At 68.9% G+C, this 15,662-nt stretch carries 15 protein-coding genes; 5 read left to right on the top strand and 10 right to left on the bottom strand.

Features of this window, described 5'->3' with window-relative positions; genetic code table 11:
* The first annotated feature begins 42 nt into the window (after positions 1 to 42).
* Positions 43 to 1,107: a fatty acid desaturase family protein gene (locus ABT313_RS35345; RefSeq protein ID WP_350862882.1), complete on the top strand. Its 1,065-nt coding sequence runs from the start codon at positions 43 to 45 to the stop codon at positions 1,105 to 1,107.
* On the opposite strand, the gene ABT313_RS35340 is transcribed toward ABT313_RS35345, so the two are convergent.
* From ABT313_RS35340 to dapA, 3 genes are read right to left on the bottom strand one after another with little or no spacing between them, the layout of a single operon-like run.
* Entirely contained in the window at positions 1,084 to 2,112 is a 1,029-nt protein-coding gene (locus ABT313_RS35340) for a LacI family DNA-binding transcriptional regulator (protein ID WP_350862879.1), read from the bottom strand. The two genes, ABT313_RS35345 and ABT313_RS35340, sit on opposite strands and share 24 nt — an antisense overlap.
* Positions 2,113 to 2,157: 45 nt before the next feature.
* Complete coding sequence (locus ABT313_RS35335; protein ID WP_350862876.1) at positions 2,158 to 3,852, bottom strand: ribonuclease J; 1,695 nt, start codon at positions 3,850 to 3,852, stop codon at positions 2,158 to 2,160.
* A complete protein-coding gene (gene dapA, locus ABT313_RS35330; protein ID WP_350862874.1) occupies positions 3,849 to 4,763 on the bottom strand; it encodes a 4-hydroxy-tetrahydrodipicolinate synthase in 915 nt (304 codons plus the stop codon). Before dapA ends, ABT313_RS35335 begins: the two co-directional genes overlap by 4 nt.
* 281 nt (positions 4,764 to 5,044) lie before the next feature.
* Here dapA and ABT313_RS35325 point away from each other — a divergent pair, with 281 nt between their 5' ends.
* On the top strand, positions 5,045 to 5,503 hold the full coding sequence (locus ABT313_RS35325; RefSeq protein WP_350862871.1) for a hypothetical protein: 459 nt from the start codon (positions 5,045 to 5,047) through the stop codon (positions 5,501 to 5,503).
* Here the strand turns inward: ABT313_RS35325 and ABT313_RS35320 are convergent.
* Complete coding sequence (locus ABT313_RS35320; RefSeq protein ID WP_350862868.1) at positions 5,494 to 6,291, bottom strand: metal-dependent hydrolase; 798 nt, start codon at positions 6,289 to 6,291, stop codon at positions 5,494 to 5,496. The two genes, ABT313_RS35325 and ABT313_RS35320, sit on opposite strands and share 10 nt — an antisense overlap.
* A gap of 1,044 nt (positions 6,292 to 7,335) precedes the next feature.
* Between ABT313_RS35320 and argG the strand changes: the two genes are divergently transcribed.
* The gene (gene argG, locus ABT313_RS35315) at positions 7,336 to 8,769 is read left to right on the top strand and encodes an argininosuccinate synthase (RefSeq protein ID WP_350862865.1); all 1,434 of its coding nucleotides are present in this window, start codon (positions 7,336 to 7,338) and stop codon (positions 8,767 to 8,769) included.
* Positions 8,770 to 9,476: 707 nt separating this feature from the next.
* Here argG and ABT313_RS35310 read toward each other — a convergent pair.
* Genes ABT313_RS35310 through paaA form a run of 6 tightly spaced genes read right to left on the bottom strand, consistent with a single transcriptional unit; the run spans position 9,477 to position 13,597 of the window.
* The gene (locus ABT313_RS35310) at positions 9,477 to 10,097 is read right to left on the bottom strand and encodes a hypothetical protein (RefSeq protein WP_350862862.1); all 621 of its coding nucleotides are present in this window, start codon (positions 10,095 to 10,097) and stop codon (positions 9,477 to 9,479) included.
* Positions 10,098 to 10,124: 27 nt separating this feature from the next.
* Positions 10,125 to 11,213, bottom strand: coding sequence for a 1,2-phenylacetyl-CoA epoxidase subunit PaaE (gene paaE / locus ABT313_RS35305; RefSeq protein WP_350862859.1), 1,089 nt, complete (start codon positions 11,211 to 11,213; stop codon positions 10,125 to 10,127).
* Positions 11,213 to 11,689: a 1,2-phenylacetyl-CoA epoxidase subunit PaaD gene (gene paaD, locus ABT313_RS35300; RefSeq protein WP_350862856.1), complete on the bottom strand. Its 477-nt coding sequence runs from the start codon at positions 11,687 to 11,689 to the stop codon at positions 11,213 to 11,215. The genes paaE and paaD overlap by 1 nt, the downstream gene beginning before the upstream one ends.
* On the bottom strand, positions 11,683 to 12,417 hold the full coding sequence (gene paaC, locus ABT313_RS35295; protein WP_350862854.1) for a 1,2-phenylacetyl-CoA epoxidase subunit PaaC: 735 nt from the start codon (positions 12,415 to 12,417) through the stop codon (positions 11,683 to 11,685). Before paaC ends, paaD begins: the two co-directional genes overlap by 7 nt.
* The gene (gene paaB, locus ABT313_RS35290) at positions 12,414 to 12,692 is read right to left on the bottom strand and encodes a 1,2-phenylacetyl-CoA epoxidase subunit PaaB (RefSeq protein WP_130446600.1); all 279 of its coding nucleotides are present in this window, start codon (positions 12,690 to 12,692) and stop codon (positions 12,414 to 12,416) included. Before paaB ends, paaC begins: the two co-directional genes overlap by 4 nt.
* Entirely contained in the window at positions 12,689 to 13,597 is a 909-nt protein-coding gene (paaA, locus tag ABT313_RS35285) for a 1,2-phenylacetyl-CoA epoxidase subunit PaaA (protein ID WP_350862850.1), read from the bottom strand. The genes paaB and paaA overlap by 4 nt, the downstream gene beginning before the upstream one ends.
* A 163-nt stretch (positions 13,598 to 13,760) precedes the next feature.
* On the opposite strand from paaA, the gene ABT313_RS35280 reads away from it, so the two are divergent.
* A complete protein-coding gene (locus tag ABT313_RS35280; protein ID WP_350862848.1) occupies positions 13,761 to 14,948 on the top strand; it encodes a DUF418 domain-containing protein in 1,188 nt (395 codons plus the stop codon).
* An 18-nt stretch (positions 14,949 to 14,966) separates the two neighbouring features.
* Positions 14,967 to 15,578: a GNAT family N-acetyltransferase gene (locus tag ABT313_RS35275; RefSeq protein WP_350862846.1), complete on the top strand. Its 612-nt coding sequence runs from the start codon at positions 14,967 to 14,969 to the stop codon at positions 15,576 to 15,578.
* Positions 15,579 to 15,662 lie beyond the last annotated feature (84 nt).

The following is a 15,662-nucleotide window of genomic DNA, read 5'->3' as shown; positions in this document are numbered from 1 at the left end:
GCCGCTCGTCCGGCGTCATGCCCCGACCTCACCCTGGCCATCGTGAGCGCGCAGCAGCAGTACGTGAGCATGTACACGGATCTTCTCCGGACCGTGCGCGAGCTCGGCCTGTTCCGGCGCCGTCAGGGGTACTACTTCACCCGGATCGGCATCGTCGGCGGCGCCCTGCTCGGGGTGGTCGCCGGCATGATTCTGCTCGGCAACACCTGGCACCAGCTCTGGCTCGCGGCCGCGCTGGCGCTCGTCCTGGTGCAGGTGGCGTTCCTCAGCCACGACAGCGCGCATCGGCAGATCTTCCATTCGAACGCGCGCAACGACTGGACCGCGCGCATCCTGGCCGGCGGCGTTCTGGGCATGAGTGCGAGCTGGTGGCGCAGCAAGCACAACAAGCATCACGCCGCGCCCAACCAGGCCGACCGTGACCCCGACGTCCAGCTCAAGGTGCTCGCGTTCACCCCGGAGGCGGTGGTCGAACGCGGACCGATCGGGCGGTGGCTCGCCGCGCGCCAAGGCTGGTTCTTCTTCCCGCTCCTCACCCTCGAGGGCGTAGGCCTGCACGCCTCGAGCCTGCGGCACCTGCTCCGCAAGGACGCAAGCCGGGCGGACCGCGTCGACGCGATCGTGATCGCATCCCGCATCACGGCGTACGTCGCAGCGCTCTACCTGCTGCTGCCCGCCGGGAAGGCCACCGCGTTCCTCGGGCTGCAGCTCGCCGTGTTCGGGGTCTGCCTCGGCGCCGCGTTCGCCCCGAACCACAAGGGCATGCCGATCGTCCCGGCCGGCTCGAAGATCGACTTCCTCCGCCGGCAGGTGCTGATGTCGCGCAACATCCGCGGCGGCATCCTCACCGACTTCGCAATGGGCGGGCTCAACTACCAGATCGAGCACCATCTGTTCCCGAGCATGCCGCGACCGACGCTCCGGCGGGTCCAGCCGATCGTCCGCGAGTACTGCGAACTCCAGGGCATCGCGTACTCCGAGGTCGGCCTGTTCGCGTCGTACCGGATCGTCGTCGACTACCTGAACAACGTCGGCCTGCGCGCCCGCGACCCGTTCGACTGCCCGCTGGCGGCACAGCTGCGGTCAAGCGGGCGGAATCTCGCCTGAGCCCCGGATCGTCAGCTTCACCGGGACCCGGACCGTGCGGCCGGGCCGGTGGGGCTCCGGGAGCCGCTCGGTCATCAGCTGGATCGCGGTCCGCGCCATCACGTCGGCCGACTGCGCGACCGCGGTCAGGCCCGGGCTGAGCAGATCACCCAGCGCCAGGTCGTCGAACGACACCAGCGCGACCTGGTCGCGCCGGCCGGCCAGACCCCGCAGTACCTCCGCCGTCGTCATGTTGTTTGCCGACAGTAACGCGGTCGCCGGCTCGGCCCGGTCCAGTACGGCAGAGAGCGTGATGCCGATGCCCTCGGTCGTCGGCTCGGACAGGTGGACCAGGTCCTCGTCCACGTCGATCCGGTGCCGGGCCATCGCCGACCGGTACGCGACCACGCGCTCCCGGGCGGTGAAGATCCGCTCGTCGTCACCGAGGTACGCGATCCGGCGATGCCCCTGCCGGACCAGGTGGTCGATCGCCTGGTCGATGCCGCCGGCGTTGTCCGCAAGTACGGCGTCGGCCTCGATGCCGTGGGCCGGACGGTCGATCGTGACGACCGCCATCCCCGCGTCCACGTGCGGCGCGAGGTACTCCTGGGTCTCGCCGATCGGCGCCATGATCAGCGCGTCGGGCCGGCGGGCGACGAACTCGAGACAGACGTCCTTCTCCCGCTCCGGGTCCTCGTCGGTCAGCCCGATCATCACCACCGAGCCGGACGACCGCGCCCACAGCTCGACCGCGCGGCCGAGCGAGGCGAAGAACGGGTCGCCGATGTCGCGGATGACGACCGCGATCGTCCCGGTCTTGCCGCGGCGCAGCATCCGGGCGGACTCGTTCGGCGTGTAGTTCAGGTCCTTGATCGCGGCCTGGACTTTCGCCGTCAGCTCAGGGCTGACGTTCGGTTCCTCGTTCACCACCCGGGAGACGGTCTTCAGTGCGACCCCCGCCCGGGCGGCGACCTCCTTCATCGTGGGCCGGCGCTGACCCGTCCCGTTCACCCCGCTGACACTCATCGCCGGCCCACCCTTTCGTCGTCGCGCAGAGGTTACACCGGGTGACTAGCTCTCCACCACGACCGGAATGATCATCGGGCGGCGGCGGTGGGTGTCGCTGACCCACTTGCCGACCACCCGGCGGATCACCTGCTGCAGCTGGTACATGTCGTCGACACCGCTGCCGATCGCCTTCTCGATCTCGGCCTCGATCTTCGGCTTCAGGTCGTCGAAGACCGTGTCGTCCTCGGCGAACCCGCGGGCCTGGATCTCCGGACCCGCGGTCAGCTTGCCGGTGACCGAGTCCATCACCGCGATGACCGAGATGAAGCCCTCGTCACCGAGGATCCGGCGGTCCTTCAGCGAGGTCTCGGTGATGTCGCCGACGGTGGAGCCGTCGACGAACACGTACCCGCAGTCGACCTTGCCCGCCACCACGGCCTTGCGGTCGATCAGGTCGACCACCACGCCGTCCTCGACGACGACCACGTTCTCCCGCGGTACGCCGGTCTGCACCGCCAGGTCGGCGTTCGCGTGCAGGTGCCGGACCTCGCCGTGCACCGGCATCACGTTGCGCGGCTTGACGATGTTGTAGCAGTACAGGAGCTCGCCGGCGCTGGCGTGACCGGACACGTGCACGAGCGCGTTGCCCTTGTGGATCACGTTCGCACCGTGCCGGATCAGGCCGTTGATCACCCGGTACACCGAGTTCTCGTTGCCGGGGATCAGCGACGACGCCAGTACGACGGTGTCGCCGGGCTGCAGGTGTACGACGTTGTGGTCGTTGGCCGCGATCCGGGACAGCGCCGACATCGGCTCGCCCTGCGAACCGGTCGACACCAGCACGACCCGCTCCGGCGGGTAGTCGTCGAGCTCGCGCATGTCGATCAGCGTGTCGCCGGGGACGTTCAGGAAGCCCAGGTCCCGGGCCACGCCCATGTTGCGGACCATCGAGCGACCGACGTACGCGACCTTGCGGTTGTGCTTCACGGCCGCGTCCATCACCTGCTGCACCCGGTGCACGTGCGAGGCGAAGCAGGCGACGATGATCCGCTGGTTCTTCGCCTTTGTGAAGACCCGGTCCAGCACCGGCGCGATGTCGCGCTCGTGGGTGGTGAAGCCGGGCACCTCGGAGTTCGTGGAGTCGACCATGAACAGGTCGACGCCCTCCTCGCCGAGCCGCGCGAACGCGCGCAGGTCGGTGATCCGGTTGTCCAGCGGCAACTGGTCCATCTTGAAGTCGCCGGTGTGCAGCACGACGCCGGCCGGCGTCTTGATCGCGACCGCGAGCGCGTCCGGGATCGAGTGGTTGACCGCGACGAACTCGCAGACGAACGGGCCGATCTGCAGGGTCTCCCCCTCGGCCACGATCTGCTGCGGCACGTTGCGGTGCCGGTGCTCCTTCAGCTTGCCCTCGAGCAGCGCGAGCGTGAGCTGCGATCCCACCACCGGGATGTCGCCCCGCTCACGCAGCAGGTAGGGCAACCCGCCGATGTGGTCCTCGTGGCCGTGCGTCAGAACGACCGCGACGACGTCGTCGAGCCGGTCCCGGATCGGCTCGAAGTCCGGCAGGATCAGGTCCACGCCGGGCTGGTTCTCGTCCGGGAACAGTACGCCGCAGTCCACGATCAGCAGCTTGCCGTCGTACTCGAACACGGTCATGTTGCGGCCGACCTCGCCGAGGCCGCCGAGCGGGATCACCCGCAAAGCGCCCGGAGTCAGAGGTCCGGGCGCGTCGAGATCTGGATGGGGATGGCTCATGCAATCAGTCCTGCCGTCTTGAGGTCGGTGGTGAGCCAGTCCACTTGCTCGGCGGTCGCCTCAACCAGCGGCAACCGGAGTGTCGCGTGCTCGATGACGCCGGCCAGCTTGAGCGCGGCCTTCACCATGATGGCGCCCTGGGTCCTGGTCATGATCGTCTCGACGGCGGGCACCAGCCGTCGATCAATCTCTTGTGCCGTGGCGAGGTCGCCGGCCACCACGGCGTCGATCAGCTGCCGGTACTCGCGGCTCGCGACGTGGGCGACCACGCTCGCGATACCAACCTCGCCGATCGCCAGCGAGGCGAGATTCAGCTCGTCGGCACCGCAGTAGTAGAACAGATCGGTGTTCGCGAGCACCTTGGTGGTCCCGGCGATGTCGCCCTTGGCATCCTTCACCGCGACGATCCGCGGGTGCTCGGCGAGCGCGATCAGGGTCTCGGTCTTGATCGGCACCCCGGACCGCGCGGGGATGTCGTACAGCATGTTCGGCAGGCCGGTGGCGTCGGCGACCGCGGTGAAGTGCGCGCGCAGCCCGTCCTGCGGAGGCTTGTTGTAGTACGGCGTGACGACCAGCAGGCCGTCGGCGCCGGCGGCCTCGGCCTGCTTGGCGCACTCGATCGTGTGCGCGGTGTCGTTGGTGCCGACGCCGGCGACGAGCTTGACGCGGTCGCCGACGGCTTCGCGGACCGCCTGGATGATCTGGACCTTCTCCTGGTCCGAGGTGGTCGGCGCCTCGCCGGTGGTCCCGTTCAGCACCAGGGCGTCGTTTCCACCGTCCACCAGGTGCTTGGCGACCTTCTGGGCAGAGTCGAGATCGAGGGACCCGTCGGGCCGGAACGGCGTGATCATCGCGGTCGTCAGACGGCCGAACGGCAACGTCGACGAGGGCGTGGATTCTGGCGAGGACATGGCCCTCAGATTACCGCTCCCAAGCCCTGGAGAAATGGGTAGGCCTGGTGGCTGTCCGCTCGGGGGTCCGGGCAGCCACCAGGCTCACTCGTCCTATCGGGCCCGGCCCAGTAGTCGTTACAGCTTCTTCGAAAAAAGTCCGGAAAAACTTCTGCAAATACTCTGCGTGATCGAACGACCGCATTCCGTCCAACTATTGTGACTTCTGATGCATTATTCTCACCGGCGTGTCGACACCCACTCCCGCCGCCCGGCAGAGCCTCATTATGGTCTGCTCCACAATGGCTTCCGCAATGCCGGTGATCACTGTTGTGCTCTGGTTCGTTCTCGCGACCGATGGCATCGGGGACTTTCCGGCCAGCTGGGCGCCGCTCGTGGTGCTTGCGGCGGCCGTCGGCGCGTATTCGGTGTGTGAACTAGTCGGCTTCCGTGCTGCGCCACTCGACGGGTCGCTGGCCGGCTCTACGGCTCGCTCGGCGGCCGAGGTCGAGGCGGAATCGTGGCGGCGGTTCACGACGTCCACCTTCACGCGGTTCGCGGTGTGCGAGGCGGTGTTCCTGGTGTCGGTCGCGTTGGCGTTCGTGGTCGAGAGCTTCTGGGTCGTGCTGATCGGCCTAGTACTCGCGTTGCCGCTGTTCTTCCTGGAGGCGTGGCCCGGCGTGCGGAACCAGCGCCGGTTCGCGGCGGCGCTGGAGTCTCGCGGCATGCCGTCGTACCTGGGCGGTCGGCTTCAGGACTGACCGGCGATCCAGATCTGGGTCGCGTCGAAGAGGTTGCGCAGTACGGGGATCGCGCCGGGGAGGAGCAGTACGCCGGCGATCACCAGGATCGGAACGATGACGCCGTGCTCGACCCAACTCCCGGTGCGGAAGCGGAGGGGGCGTGGGAGGCGGAGCTCGTACCAAGTCTCGCCACGGATCGGCAGCGGCCACAGCCACGGGCATCCGGAACGGGTCAGGCTGTCGCCGAGGCAATGGACGAACATGCCGAGCGCCACCGCGACCCCGATCCAGCCGCCGATCTGCGTCAGGCCCGCCTGTATTGCGTCTGCTGCGCCTGTGCCGGGGAGGGCCGTGCCTACAACCGACCAGCCTGCTGCAGCGAGGACGGCGAGGATGATCCAGTCGCCGAGTGCGTCGGCTGCCAGCACCAGACCGGTCACCGCGACCGCCAGCACGGCCCACTTCCCACGGTCACCGAGGCTGGCAGCCAGAAACCCGAGCAGGACGGCTGCGGCGACGGTGTGGGTCGCGTGGCGGTGCTTACCTGTGCTCTGTTCGTCGCGCGGGCCTTTGGTCAGGTTGTAGAGGACACCTGAGAACGCCCTCACTGCTCGTGAGATCAGCTCGGTGATCGGACCGAGCAGCCGTGAGGCGCTGGCACCTGGGTGATCGAGGTCCGGCAGCAATGCATACCCAGCGGTCGCTGCGGCGAACGGCACGACCTCCGCCACCGACGTCAGCCCCACCAACGGCGCCACCGCCAACCCGGCACACCACCCCGACAACGCATGCGACCGCCCCATCATTTCGACGCCTCACTCCCCTCACTCGCCCCCATCCTCCCCCACCCACCCCACCAGCCCCACCAGCCACGCGGACCCCGACCGAACAGAGGGAAGATCAACGAGGGAAGTCCGGGCCGTACGGCGGCAGTCCGGCGAACATGCGCACGTCCGCGGAGGAGGCCGTACGACGGACGCCCAACAGACACCCGCGTACGGCGACAACCGCTCCTCGCACCGGACGCGCGAGGGTACGACGGACATTCGCGCCGTACGACGAAGGTTCGGCAGACACTGGGCGGCGGAGGTTCGCGGGTACGGCGGACACTTTGCAGACACACGCTCCTCCAACGACGGCCTGCGCCATACGGCGGAAGTCGAGCACAGAACGCGCACGGCCTACGACTTCGCGGCTGTGCCGTACGACGTTCTTCCGCGCACATCCGCCCTGCCGCGCAGTTGCCGTCGTACGACGGCGCCTCTGCTGTCAGACGCTCGTCCGCACGTCGGCGGCTTTCCGCCGTACGCCGGCTGGCCCCGTCCGACCTCCGCCGTACGACCGCGTCCTTCTACACCTCTGTCATACGAGCGCTGATGCCTCGCTCGGCCTCCGACGTACGACCTCCGCCACACCTCCTCCGCGCGTGCGGCTTCCGCCGTACGCGCGACCGGCATTATCCGACTTCCGCCGTACGACGTCCGCCCGCTCGATCGCTGCCGTACGACGTGGCTCGCCGCACAGCTGTCGTCGGGCCACTCGGCCTAAGCGGTGCCCCCCGAGGCTCTGTCGTGCGACCAGCTGTCGCGCTCGATGTCGCAGTACGAATGCATCTCTCCCCCTCCGCCGCACGTACGCTCGCGCCTCGCTCGGCTTCGCAGTACGACGTCCGCCACGCCTCCTCCGCGTTCGCGGATTCCGCCGTACGTCCGCCCGAGCCCGTCCGGCTGTCCGCCGTACGACCGCAGGTGCTTACCGCCTATCCCCGGCGCGCAGCTGAGGGGTTGGCCCCTGGGTTGGGAGTGGGAGGGCGCTTTGCATAATCATGCAGGAGGGTGCATACTTTTCCTGTGTCCAAGGTGCTTACTTCTTTGCCGGTCGGTGAGCGGGTCGGGATTGCCTTTTCTGGGGGTCTCGACACGTCGGTTGCGGTTGCGTGGATGCGGGACAAGGGTGCGATCCCGTGCACGTACACCGCCGATCTCGGGCAGGCCGACGAGCCTGACATCGAGTCGGTGCCGGGGCGTGCCACGGCGTACGGCGCGGAGATCACCCGGCTGGTGGACTGCCGTACGGCGATGGTCGAGGAAGGGCTCGCGGCGCTGGCGTGCGGCGCGTTCCACATCCGGTCGGGCGGGCGGACGTACTTCAACACCACCCCGATCGGCCGGGCCGTGACCGGCACGCTGCTGGTCCGGGCGATGCTGGACGACGACGTGCAGATCTGGGGCGACGGGTCGACGTTCAAGGGCAACGACATCGAGCGCTTCTACCGGTACGGCCTGCTGGCGAACCCGCAGCTGCGGATCTACAAGCCGTGGCTGGACGCGCAGTTCGTGCACGAGCTCGGCGGGCGGAAAGAGATGTCCGAGTGGCTCGTCACGCACGACCTGCCGTACCGGGACAGCACCGAGAAGGCGTACTCGACCGACGCGAACATCTGGGGCGCGACGCACGAGGCCAAGACGCTCGAGCACCTCGACACCGGGCTCGAGACCGTCGACCCGATCATGGGCGTGAAGCACTGGGACCCGTCGGTCGTGATCGAGACCGAGGACGTGACGATCGGGTTCGAGCAGGGCCGGCCGGTGACGATCAACGGCAAGGAGTTCGGCTCCGCGGTCGACCTGGTGCTCGAGGCGAACGCGATCGGCGGCCGGCACGGTCTGGGGATGTCGGACCAGATCGAGAACCGGGTCATCGAGGCGAAGAGCCGGGGCATCTACGAGGCGCCGGGGATGGCGCTGCTGCACGCGGCGTACGAGCGGCTGGTCAACGCGATCCACAACGAGGACACGCTCGCGAGCTACCACACCGAGGGGCGCAAGCTCGGCCGGCTGATGTACGAAGGTCGTTGGCTGGACCCACAATCGCTGATGATCCGGGAGTCGCTGCAACGCTGGGTCGGTACGGCGGTCACCGGGCACGTCACGCTCCGGCTCCGGCGGGGTGAGGACTACTCGATCCTCGACACCACCGGTCCCGCGCTCAGCTACCACCCGGACAAGCTGTCGATGGAGCGGATCGAGGACTCCGCGTTCGGCCCGGTCGACCGGATCGGTCAGCTGACGATGCGGAACCTGGACATCGCCGACTCCCGCTCGAAGCTGGAGCAGTACGCCGGTCTCGGCATGTTCGGCAGCTCCAACCCCGCGCTGGCCTCCTCCACCGACCTCATCGGCGAGCTCCCGACCGGCGGCGCCGAAGCCATCGCCTCCCGCGGCGAAGCAACCGAGGAGGACGAACTCCTCGACCGCGCCGCAATGGAGTCCGGCACCGACTGACCCCTGGTCCCGGCGAAGCATCCCTGAGCGCCACGCCGCGGCGGAGGACCCCGACCACCAAGTCGCGGTGAAGGCCCCTCGATTGCCGAGTCGTGGCAAACGGCTCGGCCGTCGATCGCCGAGTCGTGGCGAACGGTTCGGCCCCCGATCGTCGAGTCGTGGATTGTGGTTGCGCTGGGCGACCATAATTCACGACTCGGCAGCGAAGGTCAGTCGCGCTGCTCCGTGGGCCGGCAGCGGCGACCGCGCCCAGCTCCGTGAACCCGGCAGCACGCCACGCCGGTCACCGGCGATCGCGCGGCGAGGCGACCGCCTGCAGCTCCCTGGGCCTGGGAGCGCACCGCGCCGGGGACCGACGGTCGCGCGGCGAGGCGACCGCGTGCAGCTCGGTGGGCCTGGGAGCGCGGCGCGCCGATGACCCGCGGCTGGGCGGCAGGGCCGATCGCCTGCAGCTCCGTGGGCCCTGGGAGCGCGGCGCGCCGATGACCCGCGGCTGCGCGGCAGGGCCGATCGCCTGCAGCTCCGTGGGCCTGGGAGCGCGGCGCGCCGATGACCCGCGGCTGCGCGGCAGGGCCGATCGCCTGCAGCTCCGTGGGCCTGGGGGCGGGCCGCGTCGGTGACCGGCAGTTGGGCGGCGGGGGCACTCGTCTGCGGATCCTTGGGCTTGGGAGCGGGCCGCGGGGTGACCAGCGGTTGGGTGGCGGTGGTTAGTCGCGTGCAGGTCCCTGGGCTTGGGGGCGCGTGGAGCGGGTGGCTGACGGTTGGGCGGTGGTGGTGGACTCGTGGGTGGACTCACTGGCTGACTGAGGTGCGGGGCGGGTGGTGGGTGAGACGATGCCGGCGCCGGCGTGGCGTTGGACGTCGGCCAGTTCTTGGAAGTGGGCTCGTGTGATGGCGCCGCTCATGACCAGGCGGGCCTCGTTGCCTGCCTCGTGTGCGACGGTCTCGTACTCGCCGCGCAGGACGCGGTCAGCTGCGCGGCCGGCCAGTCGACCGAGCTGGCCGTCGCCGGCTTCGACCGTCAGGCGAGCGTCGACCCGGGTGGCAATGGCGAGGGCCGCTCGTCCCGCGGTCGCTGTCCGATCGTCTGCCGGCACACGCTCGAAGTGCCGGCTGGAATTCATGGTCGCCTCGACGACCCGCTGCAACCGCTCCCCGGGCCCGGCGGCCGCCAACTGGCCGGAGAGCTCCGCCGCCGGCCGGCCCGACGGCCCCAGGTCGTGGACGATCGCGTCGAGGAACGCGGGACGCAGCGAGCCCTCGACCGATGCGATGAACTGGCGTTCCTGCGGGCTGATCGGCTGGGGCGCGGGGATGGGTTCGGTCATGCGACCGGAGTGAATCAGGTCTCGGGGTCAGGCGTCGAAGTCCAGCGTGACGGCGGGCGTGGTCGGGTGGGACTGGCAGGTGAGGACGTACCCGGCGCGGATCTCGTCAGGTTCGAGGGCCCAGTTGGTGTCCATGGTCACCGACCCCTCCAGGACCTTGGCCCGACAGGTGCCGCAGACGCCGCCCTTGCAGGCGAAGGGTGCGTCGGAGCGTACAGCGAGGGTCGCGTCGAGCACCGCCTTCGAGTGCTCGCCCAGCGGGAACGTTGAGCGGCGGCCGTCGAGGATGATCGTGACCTGCGCGGCGTCCTCGTCCACAGCCGTTTCCTCGACCGGAGCCTTCGGGGCTTCGTCGCCGACGTGGAACAGCTCGGCGTGAACGTGCTCGCGCGGCACTCCCTCACCCAGCAACAGTTCCTGCGCGCTGACCACGAGAGCGTACGGCCCGCACAGGAACCACTCGTCGACCGAGTCCAGCGGCAGGATCGTCGCGAACATCCGCTTCAGCCGGTCTGCGTCGATGCGCCCGCTGAACAGCTCGACCTCGGTCGTCTCGCGGGACAGCACATGGACGAGGTGGAGGCGTTCGGCGTACCGGTCCTTCAGGTCGGCCAGCTCGTCGGCGAACATCACCGACCCGGCGGTCCGGTTGCCGTAGAGCAGGGTGACCCGGCTGGACGACTCGACCGCGAGGATCGTCGCGACGAGTGAGAGCACCGGTGTGATGCCACTGCCCGCGGCGACGAACGCGTAGTGCTTGGTCTGCGCGGGATCGAGAGTCGTGCCGAACCGGCCGAGCGGTGTCATCACCTCGAGTTCGTCGCCGACCTTCAGCTCCTGTGCGGCGTACGCCGAGAACTCGCCGCCCGGGATCCGCTTGACACCGATCCGCAGTACGCCGGAATCGGCCGGCGAGCAGATCGAATAGCTGCGACGGATCTCCTCGCCGCGGCGCCGGATCGTCAGATGCTGGCCCGCGGTGAACTCGTACTCCCCTGCTAGCTCCGGCGGTACGGCGAACGTGATCGCGACCGAGTCGTCGGTGATCGCGTCGATCGCGGCCACCTTCAGCGGGTGGAAGGTCGCACGGCGGCGGGGGGCGACGGTCGTCGTCATCAGATCGCCTTGAAGTGGTCGAAGGGTTCGCGACAGGTGTTGCAGCGCCACAGAGACTTGCAGGAGGTGGAGCCGAAGTGGCTGAGCTCTGTCGTGTCCGGCGAACCGCACAACGGGCACCGAACGCTCAACCGCAGCATCACCGGCCCCGACCCGGCGGACACAGAAGGCGGGGCGATGCCGTACTCGGTCAGCTTGGTCTTACCGGCGTCCGTCATCCAGTCCGTGGTCCAGGCCGGCGACAGGACGGTTTCAACTCGACCGTCGACATTCAGCGACCGAAGCGTCAGCTCCACCTCGTGGCGGATCAGATCCATGGCCGGGCAGCCGGAGTACGTCGGGGTGATCGTCACGACGACCTCGCCCCCTTCGTGGCGGACGCCGCGGAGCACCCCGAGGTCGGCGATCGTCAGCACCGGGACCTCAGGATCCGCAACCTCGCCCACCGCCTCGAGGATCGCCGCGTCGGTCACCATGTCGCACCCGGGTGGGATCGCGCGACGTGCTGAAGCTCGGCGAGCAGGTAACCCATGTGCTCGGTGTGACGCCCCAACCGCCCGCCGGTGTGCTGGTACGACGACGAAGGACGCTCGCAAGTGGACTCGTCGACAACAGCCAGCACGCGATCAAGCCAAGCATCGCGAAGCGTCGATGGGTCGACGGCCACAGACAAACCCTGCACCAACGAATCAGACTCGAACAGCTCGGCCGTGTAGGGCCACAGCGCGTCCAGACCGGCCTGCATGCGGCGGTGGCTCTCGTCGGTCCCGTCGCCCAGCCGCAACACCCATTGCGTCGCGTGGTCGACGTGGTAGGCGACCTCCTTGACCGCCTTCCCCGCCACCCCGGCCAGCGTCTCGTCGGCGCTCGACCGCAGCTCGTCGTACAGCAGTTGCTGGTACGTCGCGAAGTACAGCAACCGCGCCATCGCGAATCCGAAGTCCCCGTTCGGCAGTTCGCACAGCTGCACGTTCAGGAACTCGCGCTCGTCGCGGAAGTACGCGAGCTCGTCCTCGGTGCGCCCGTCGAGCGACCCGGCGTACTGCAGCAGCGATCGCGCCTGGCCGAGCTGGTCGAGTCCGATGTTGCCGAGGGCAACGTCTTCTTCGAGCTGCGGAGCGGCCGCGATCCACTCGGCGGTGCGCTGCGCCGAGATCAGCGCATCGTCACCGAGCCGGAGGGCGTAGACGAACAGGTCGTTCACAGGTGCTCGACACCTTCCGGGACCTCGTAGAAGGTCGGGTGCCGGTACACCTTGTCGCCGGCCGGGTCGAAGAACTCGTCCTTCTCGTCCGGCGACGACGCGGTGATGTCGGCGGCGCGCACCACCCAGATCGACACGCCCTCCTGCCGGCGCGTGTAGACGTCGCGCGCGTTCCGCAGGGCCATCGTCGCGTCCGGCGCATGCAAGCTGCCGACATGCGTGTGCGACAACCCGCGACGCGAACGAACGAAGACCTCCCACAGTGGCTCGATCATGCGGCCCGGGCCTCCTTCTTCGCAGCGTAAGCTGCCGCGGCCTCACGCACCCATGCGCCGTCCTCGTGCGCCTTCACACGATGCGACAGCCGCTGCTGGTTGCAGGGGCCGTTGCCCTTCACCACGTCGTACAGCTCGGTGTAGTCGGGCTCGGTGAACCGGTAGTGCCCGTCCTCGAGCATCAGTCCGTCATCGGGCACCCGCAGTCCGAGTACGTCGGCCTGCGGGACGGTCATGTCGACGAACCGCTGCCGCAGCTCGTCGTTGCTGTGCCGCTTGATCCCCCATGCCATCGACTGCTCGGAGTGTGTCGACGCGGTGTCCGGCGGACCGAACATCATCAGCGACGGCCACCACCAGCGGTCGAGCGCGTCCTGGGCCATCGCTTTCTGCTCGGGCGTCCCGTTGCACAGCGTGTAGAGGATCTCGAACCCCTGCCGCTGGTGGAACGACTCCTCCTTGCACACCCGCACCATCGCCCGCGCGTACGGACCGTAGGAGCAGCGGCACAGCGGGACCTGGTTCACGATCGCGGCGCCGTCGACCAGCCAGCCGATCGCGCCGATGTCGGCCCAGGTCAGGGTCGGGTAGTTGAAGATGCTGGAGTACTTCTGCCGGCCGGTGTGCAGCAGGTCGAGCAGATCCGCCCGGTCCACGCCGAGCGTCTCGGCGGCGGCGTACAGATAGAGGCCGTGGCCGGCCTCGTCCTGCACCTTGGCCATCAGGATCGCCTTGCGGCGCAGCGACGGCGCGCGACTGATCCAGTTGCCCTCGGGCTGCATGCCGATGATCTCGGAGTGCGCGTGCTGCGCGATCTGCCGGATCAGGGTCTTGCGGTACCCGTCCGGCATCGCGTCCCGCGGCTCGATCCGGCCGTCGGCGTCGATGGTCGCCTGGAAGTCCATACCCGCAGCATATGTGACACTTTTCGCCCGAATCAACAACAAGTGTCACAAAGGTGGTCGTAGGCCCACCCCCGGAGTGGGGTCAGGACGCTGGGTGCGGCGCCCTGCGGCCGGGAGGATCGAGGTAACAGTTCAAGACCTAAACAGTTTTGGAGATCCCCCCGTGACTACCACCATCACCGCCCCGGTCGCCGATCACCGCGGCCCGGTCACCGGCAAGGAACGTGCCCTCGCACCCGACCTGATCCGCGGCGCGATGCTGCTGCTGATCGGCCTCGCCAACAGCGCCAACTTCGCCTTCGCCGGCCAGCCCGGCGTGGAGAGCGCGCCGCACGGCTTCGAGCGCATCCTGAACTTCCTCAAACTCACCTTCGTCGACGCCCGGGCGTATCCGGTCTTCGCGGTGATGTTCGGCTACGGCCTGGTCCAGCTCGCCCGCCGGCAACGGACCTCCGGCGCGACGCCGGGCGCCGTACGGCGGATCCTGCTCAAGCGCAACGGCTGGCTGGTCGCGTTCGGACTGCTGCACGCGACGCTGCTGTACTTCGGTGACTTCCTCGGTGCGTACGGCGTCGTCGGCATCATCTGCGCCCTGTTCCTGCTGAACCGCGGGGACAAGTTTCACCGCATCGTCCTCGTCATCTGGGCGTTCATGGCCGTCGAGGTCGTCGTCTTCGCGGCCAAGGCGATGCTTGCCGTCGTCAACAGTTCCGGTCCCGCCCACGCGCTGACCAACGAGCCGAACCCGTCGCTGGCCGCCACGTCGTACTTCGCGAGCCTGGTCGACCGGCTGCACGAGTACCCGGCCCACTTCGCCAGCGTGCTGGGCTTCATCGTCATCGTGTGGCTGGGTATCTGGGCCGCCCGCAAGCAGATCCTCGAGAACCCGGCCGCCCACCGGACTCTGCTCACCCGCGTGGCCGTCGGCGGTCTCGGCATCACCGTCCTCGGCGGCCTGCCGCTCGCCTTCGTCGGCGCCGGCTGGCTGCACGTCGACGAATCCGCGGTCGGCGCACTCAGCTACCTGTCCCACGTCAGCGGCATGTTCGGCGGACCCGGGTACGTCGCGCTCTTCGGTCTCCTCGTTGCCCGGATCCACAAACTCTCGCTGCCGATCCGCGCGATGTCCGCACTCGGCCAGCGATCGCTGTCGGGCTACCTCTTCCAGTCGGTGTGGTGGACGGTCCTGCTCGCGCCGTTCGCGCTCGACCTGCGGTTCGGGAGTACGGCGTACACCGCGGCGCTGGTCGCGATCGGGGTCTGGCTCATCTCCGTCGCCGGCGCCTACGCGATGAGCCGGCGTTCCTACCGCGGGCCGGCCGAGACCCTGCTGCGGCGGCTCGTGTACTGACTTGGGAAGATGAGAGCCATGAGCGACTTCGGCGTACCGGAACCCGCCAACCTCTCCGATCTGTCCGGACAATCCGGCGAGACCCCGGTGGCCGAGACCAGCGTGCGGCTCGCGCTGCCGGCGGAGGCGAACGCGATCGGCGAGATCCAGGTCGCGGCCTGGCGGTCGGCGTACGCCGGACTGCTGCCGGCCGATGTCCTCGCCGACCTCAATCCGGCGCAGTTCGCGGCCCAGTGGCGGGCCGCGCTGCTCGCGCCGGGTGAGGCACGCAACCGGGTGATGGTCGCACTGGCCGGCCGCGAGCTGGTCGGCTTCGCGGCCATCACGCCGTCGGACGACCCGGACGCCGACCCGCAGCGGGACGCGGTGATCGCCGAGCTCGCAGTACAGCCGGACGCGACCCGGGCCGGCCACGGCTCCCGGCTGCTGAACGCCGTCGTCGACACGATCCGCGCCGACGGCTTCAGCCGGCTGACCGTCTGGGTCAACTCCACCGACGACGTTCTTCGCGCCTTCTACACCGAAGCCGGCTGGGCTCCCGACGGCGCGCACCGCGAACTGGATCTGTACGGCGACGAGTCGGTCCGCATCAAGCAGATCCGGCTGCACACCGACCCGGGCGCCGCGTAACCCGCATAGCAGTTCACCGATCGGCGACGAGCCGGGGGTGGTGCTCGACCGCGTGACGCGGACATGACAGGTTGTCACGGTCCG

The organism is Kribbella sp. NPDC000426 (genome assembly GCF_040300265.1).
Taxonomy (GTDB): Bacteria; Actinomycetota; Actinomycetes; order Propionibacteriales; family Kribbellaceae; genus Kribbella.
This window is presented reverse-complemented; position numbering and strand designations above follow the sequence as displayed.

Excerpts from the sequence above, each read along its gene's own strand:
- ABT313_RS35340 (WP_350862879.1), bottom strand. The coding sequence starts at position 2,112 with ATGAGTGTCAGCGGGGTGAACGGGACGGGTCAGCGCCGGCCCACGATG.
- ABT313_RS35335 (WP_350862876.1), bottom strand. The coding sequence starts at position 3,852 with ATGAGCCATCCCCATCCAGATCTCGACGCGCCCGGACCTCTGACTCCG.
- dapA (WP_350862874.1), bottom strand. The coding sequence starts at position 4,763 with ATGTCCTCGCCAGAATCCACGCCCTCGTCGACGTTGCCGTTCGGCCGT.
- ABT313_RS35325 (WP_350862871.1), top strand. The coding sequence starts at position 5,045 with ATGGCTTCCGCAATGCCGGTGATCACTGTTGTGCTCTGGTTCGTTCTC.
- ABT313_RS35320 (WP_350862868.1), bottom strand. The coding sequence starts at position 6,291 with ATGATGGGGCGGTCGCATGCGTTGTCGGGGTGGTGTGCCGGGTTGGCG.
- ABT313_RS35310 (WP_350862862.1), bottom strand. The coding sequence starts at position 10,097 with ATGACCGAACCCATCCCCGCGCCCCAGCCGATCAGCCCGCAGGAACGC.
- paaE (WP_350862859.1), bottom strand. The coding sequence starts at position 11,213 with ATGACGACGACCGTCGCCCCCCGCCGCCGTGCGACCTTCCACCCGCTG.
- paaD (WP_350862856.1), bottom strand. The coding sequence starts at position 11,689 with ATGGTGACCGACGCGGCGATCCTCGAGGCGGTGGGCGAGGTTGCGGAT.
- paaB (WP_130446600.1), bottom strand. The coding sequence starts at position 12,692 with ATGATCGAGCCACTGTGGGAGGTCTTCGTTCGTTCGCGTCGCGGGTTG.
- paaA (WP_350862850.1), bottom strand. The coding sequence starts at position 13,597 with ATGGACTTCCAGGCGACCATCGACGCCGACGGCCGGATCGAGCCGCGG.
- ABT313_RS35275 (WP_350862846.1), top strand. The coding sequence starts at position 14,967 with ATGAGCGACTTCGGCGTACCGGAACCCGCCAACCTCTCCGATCTGTCC.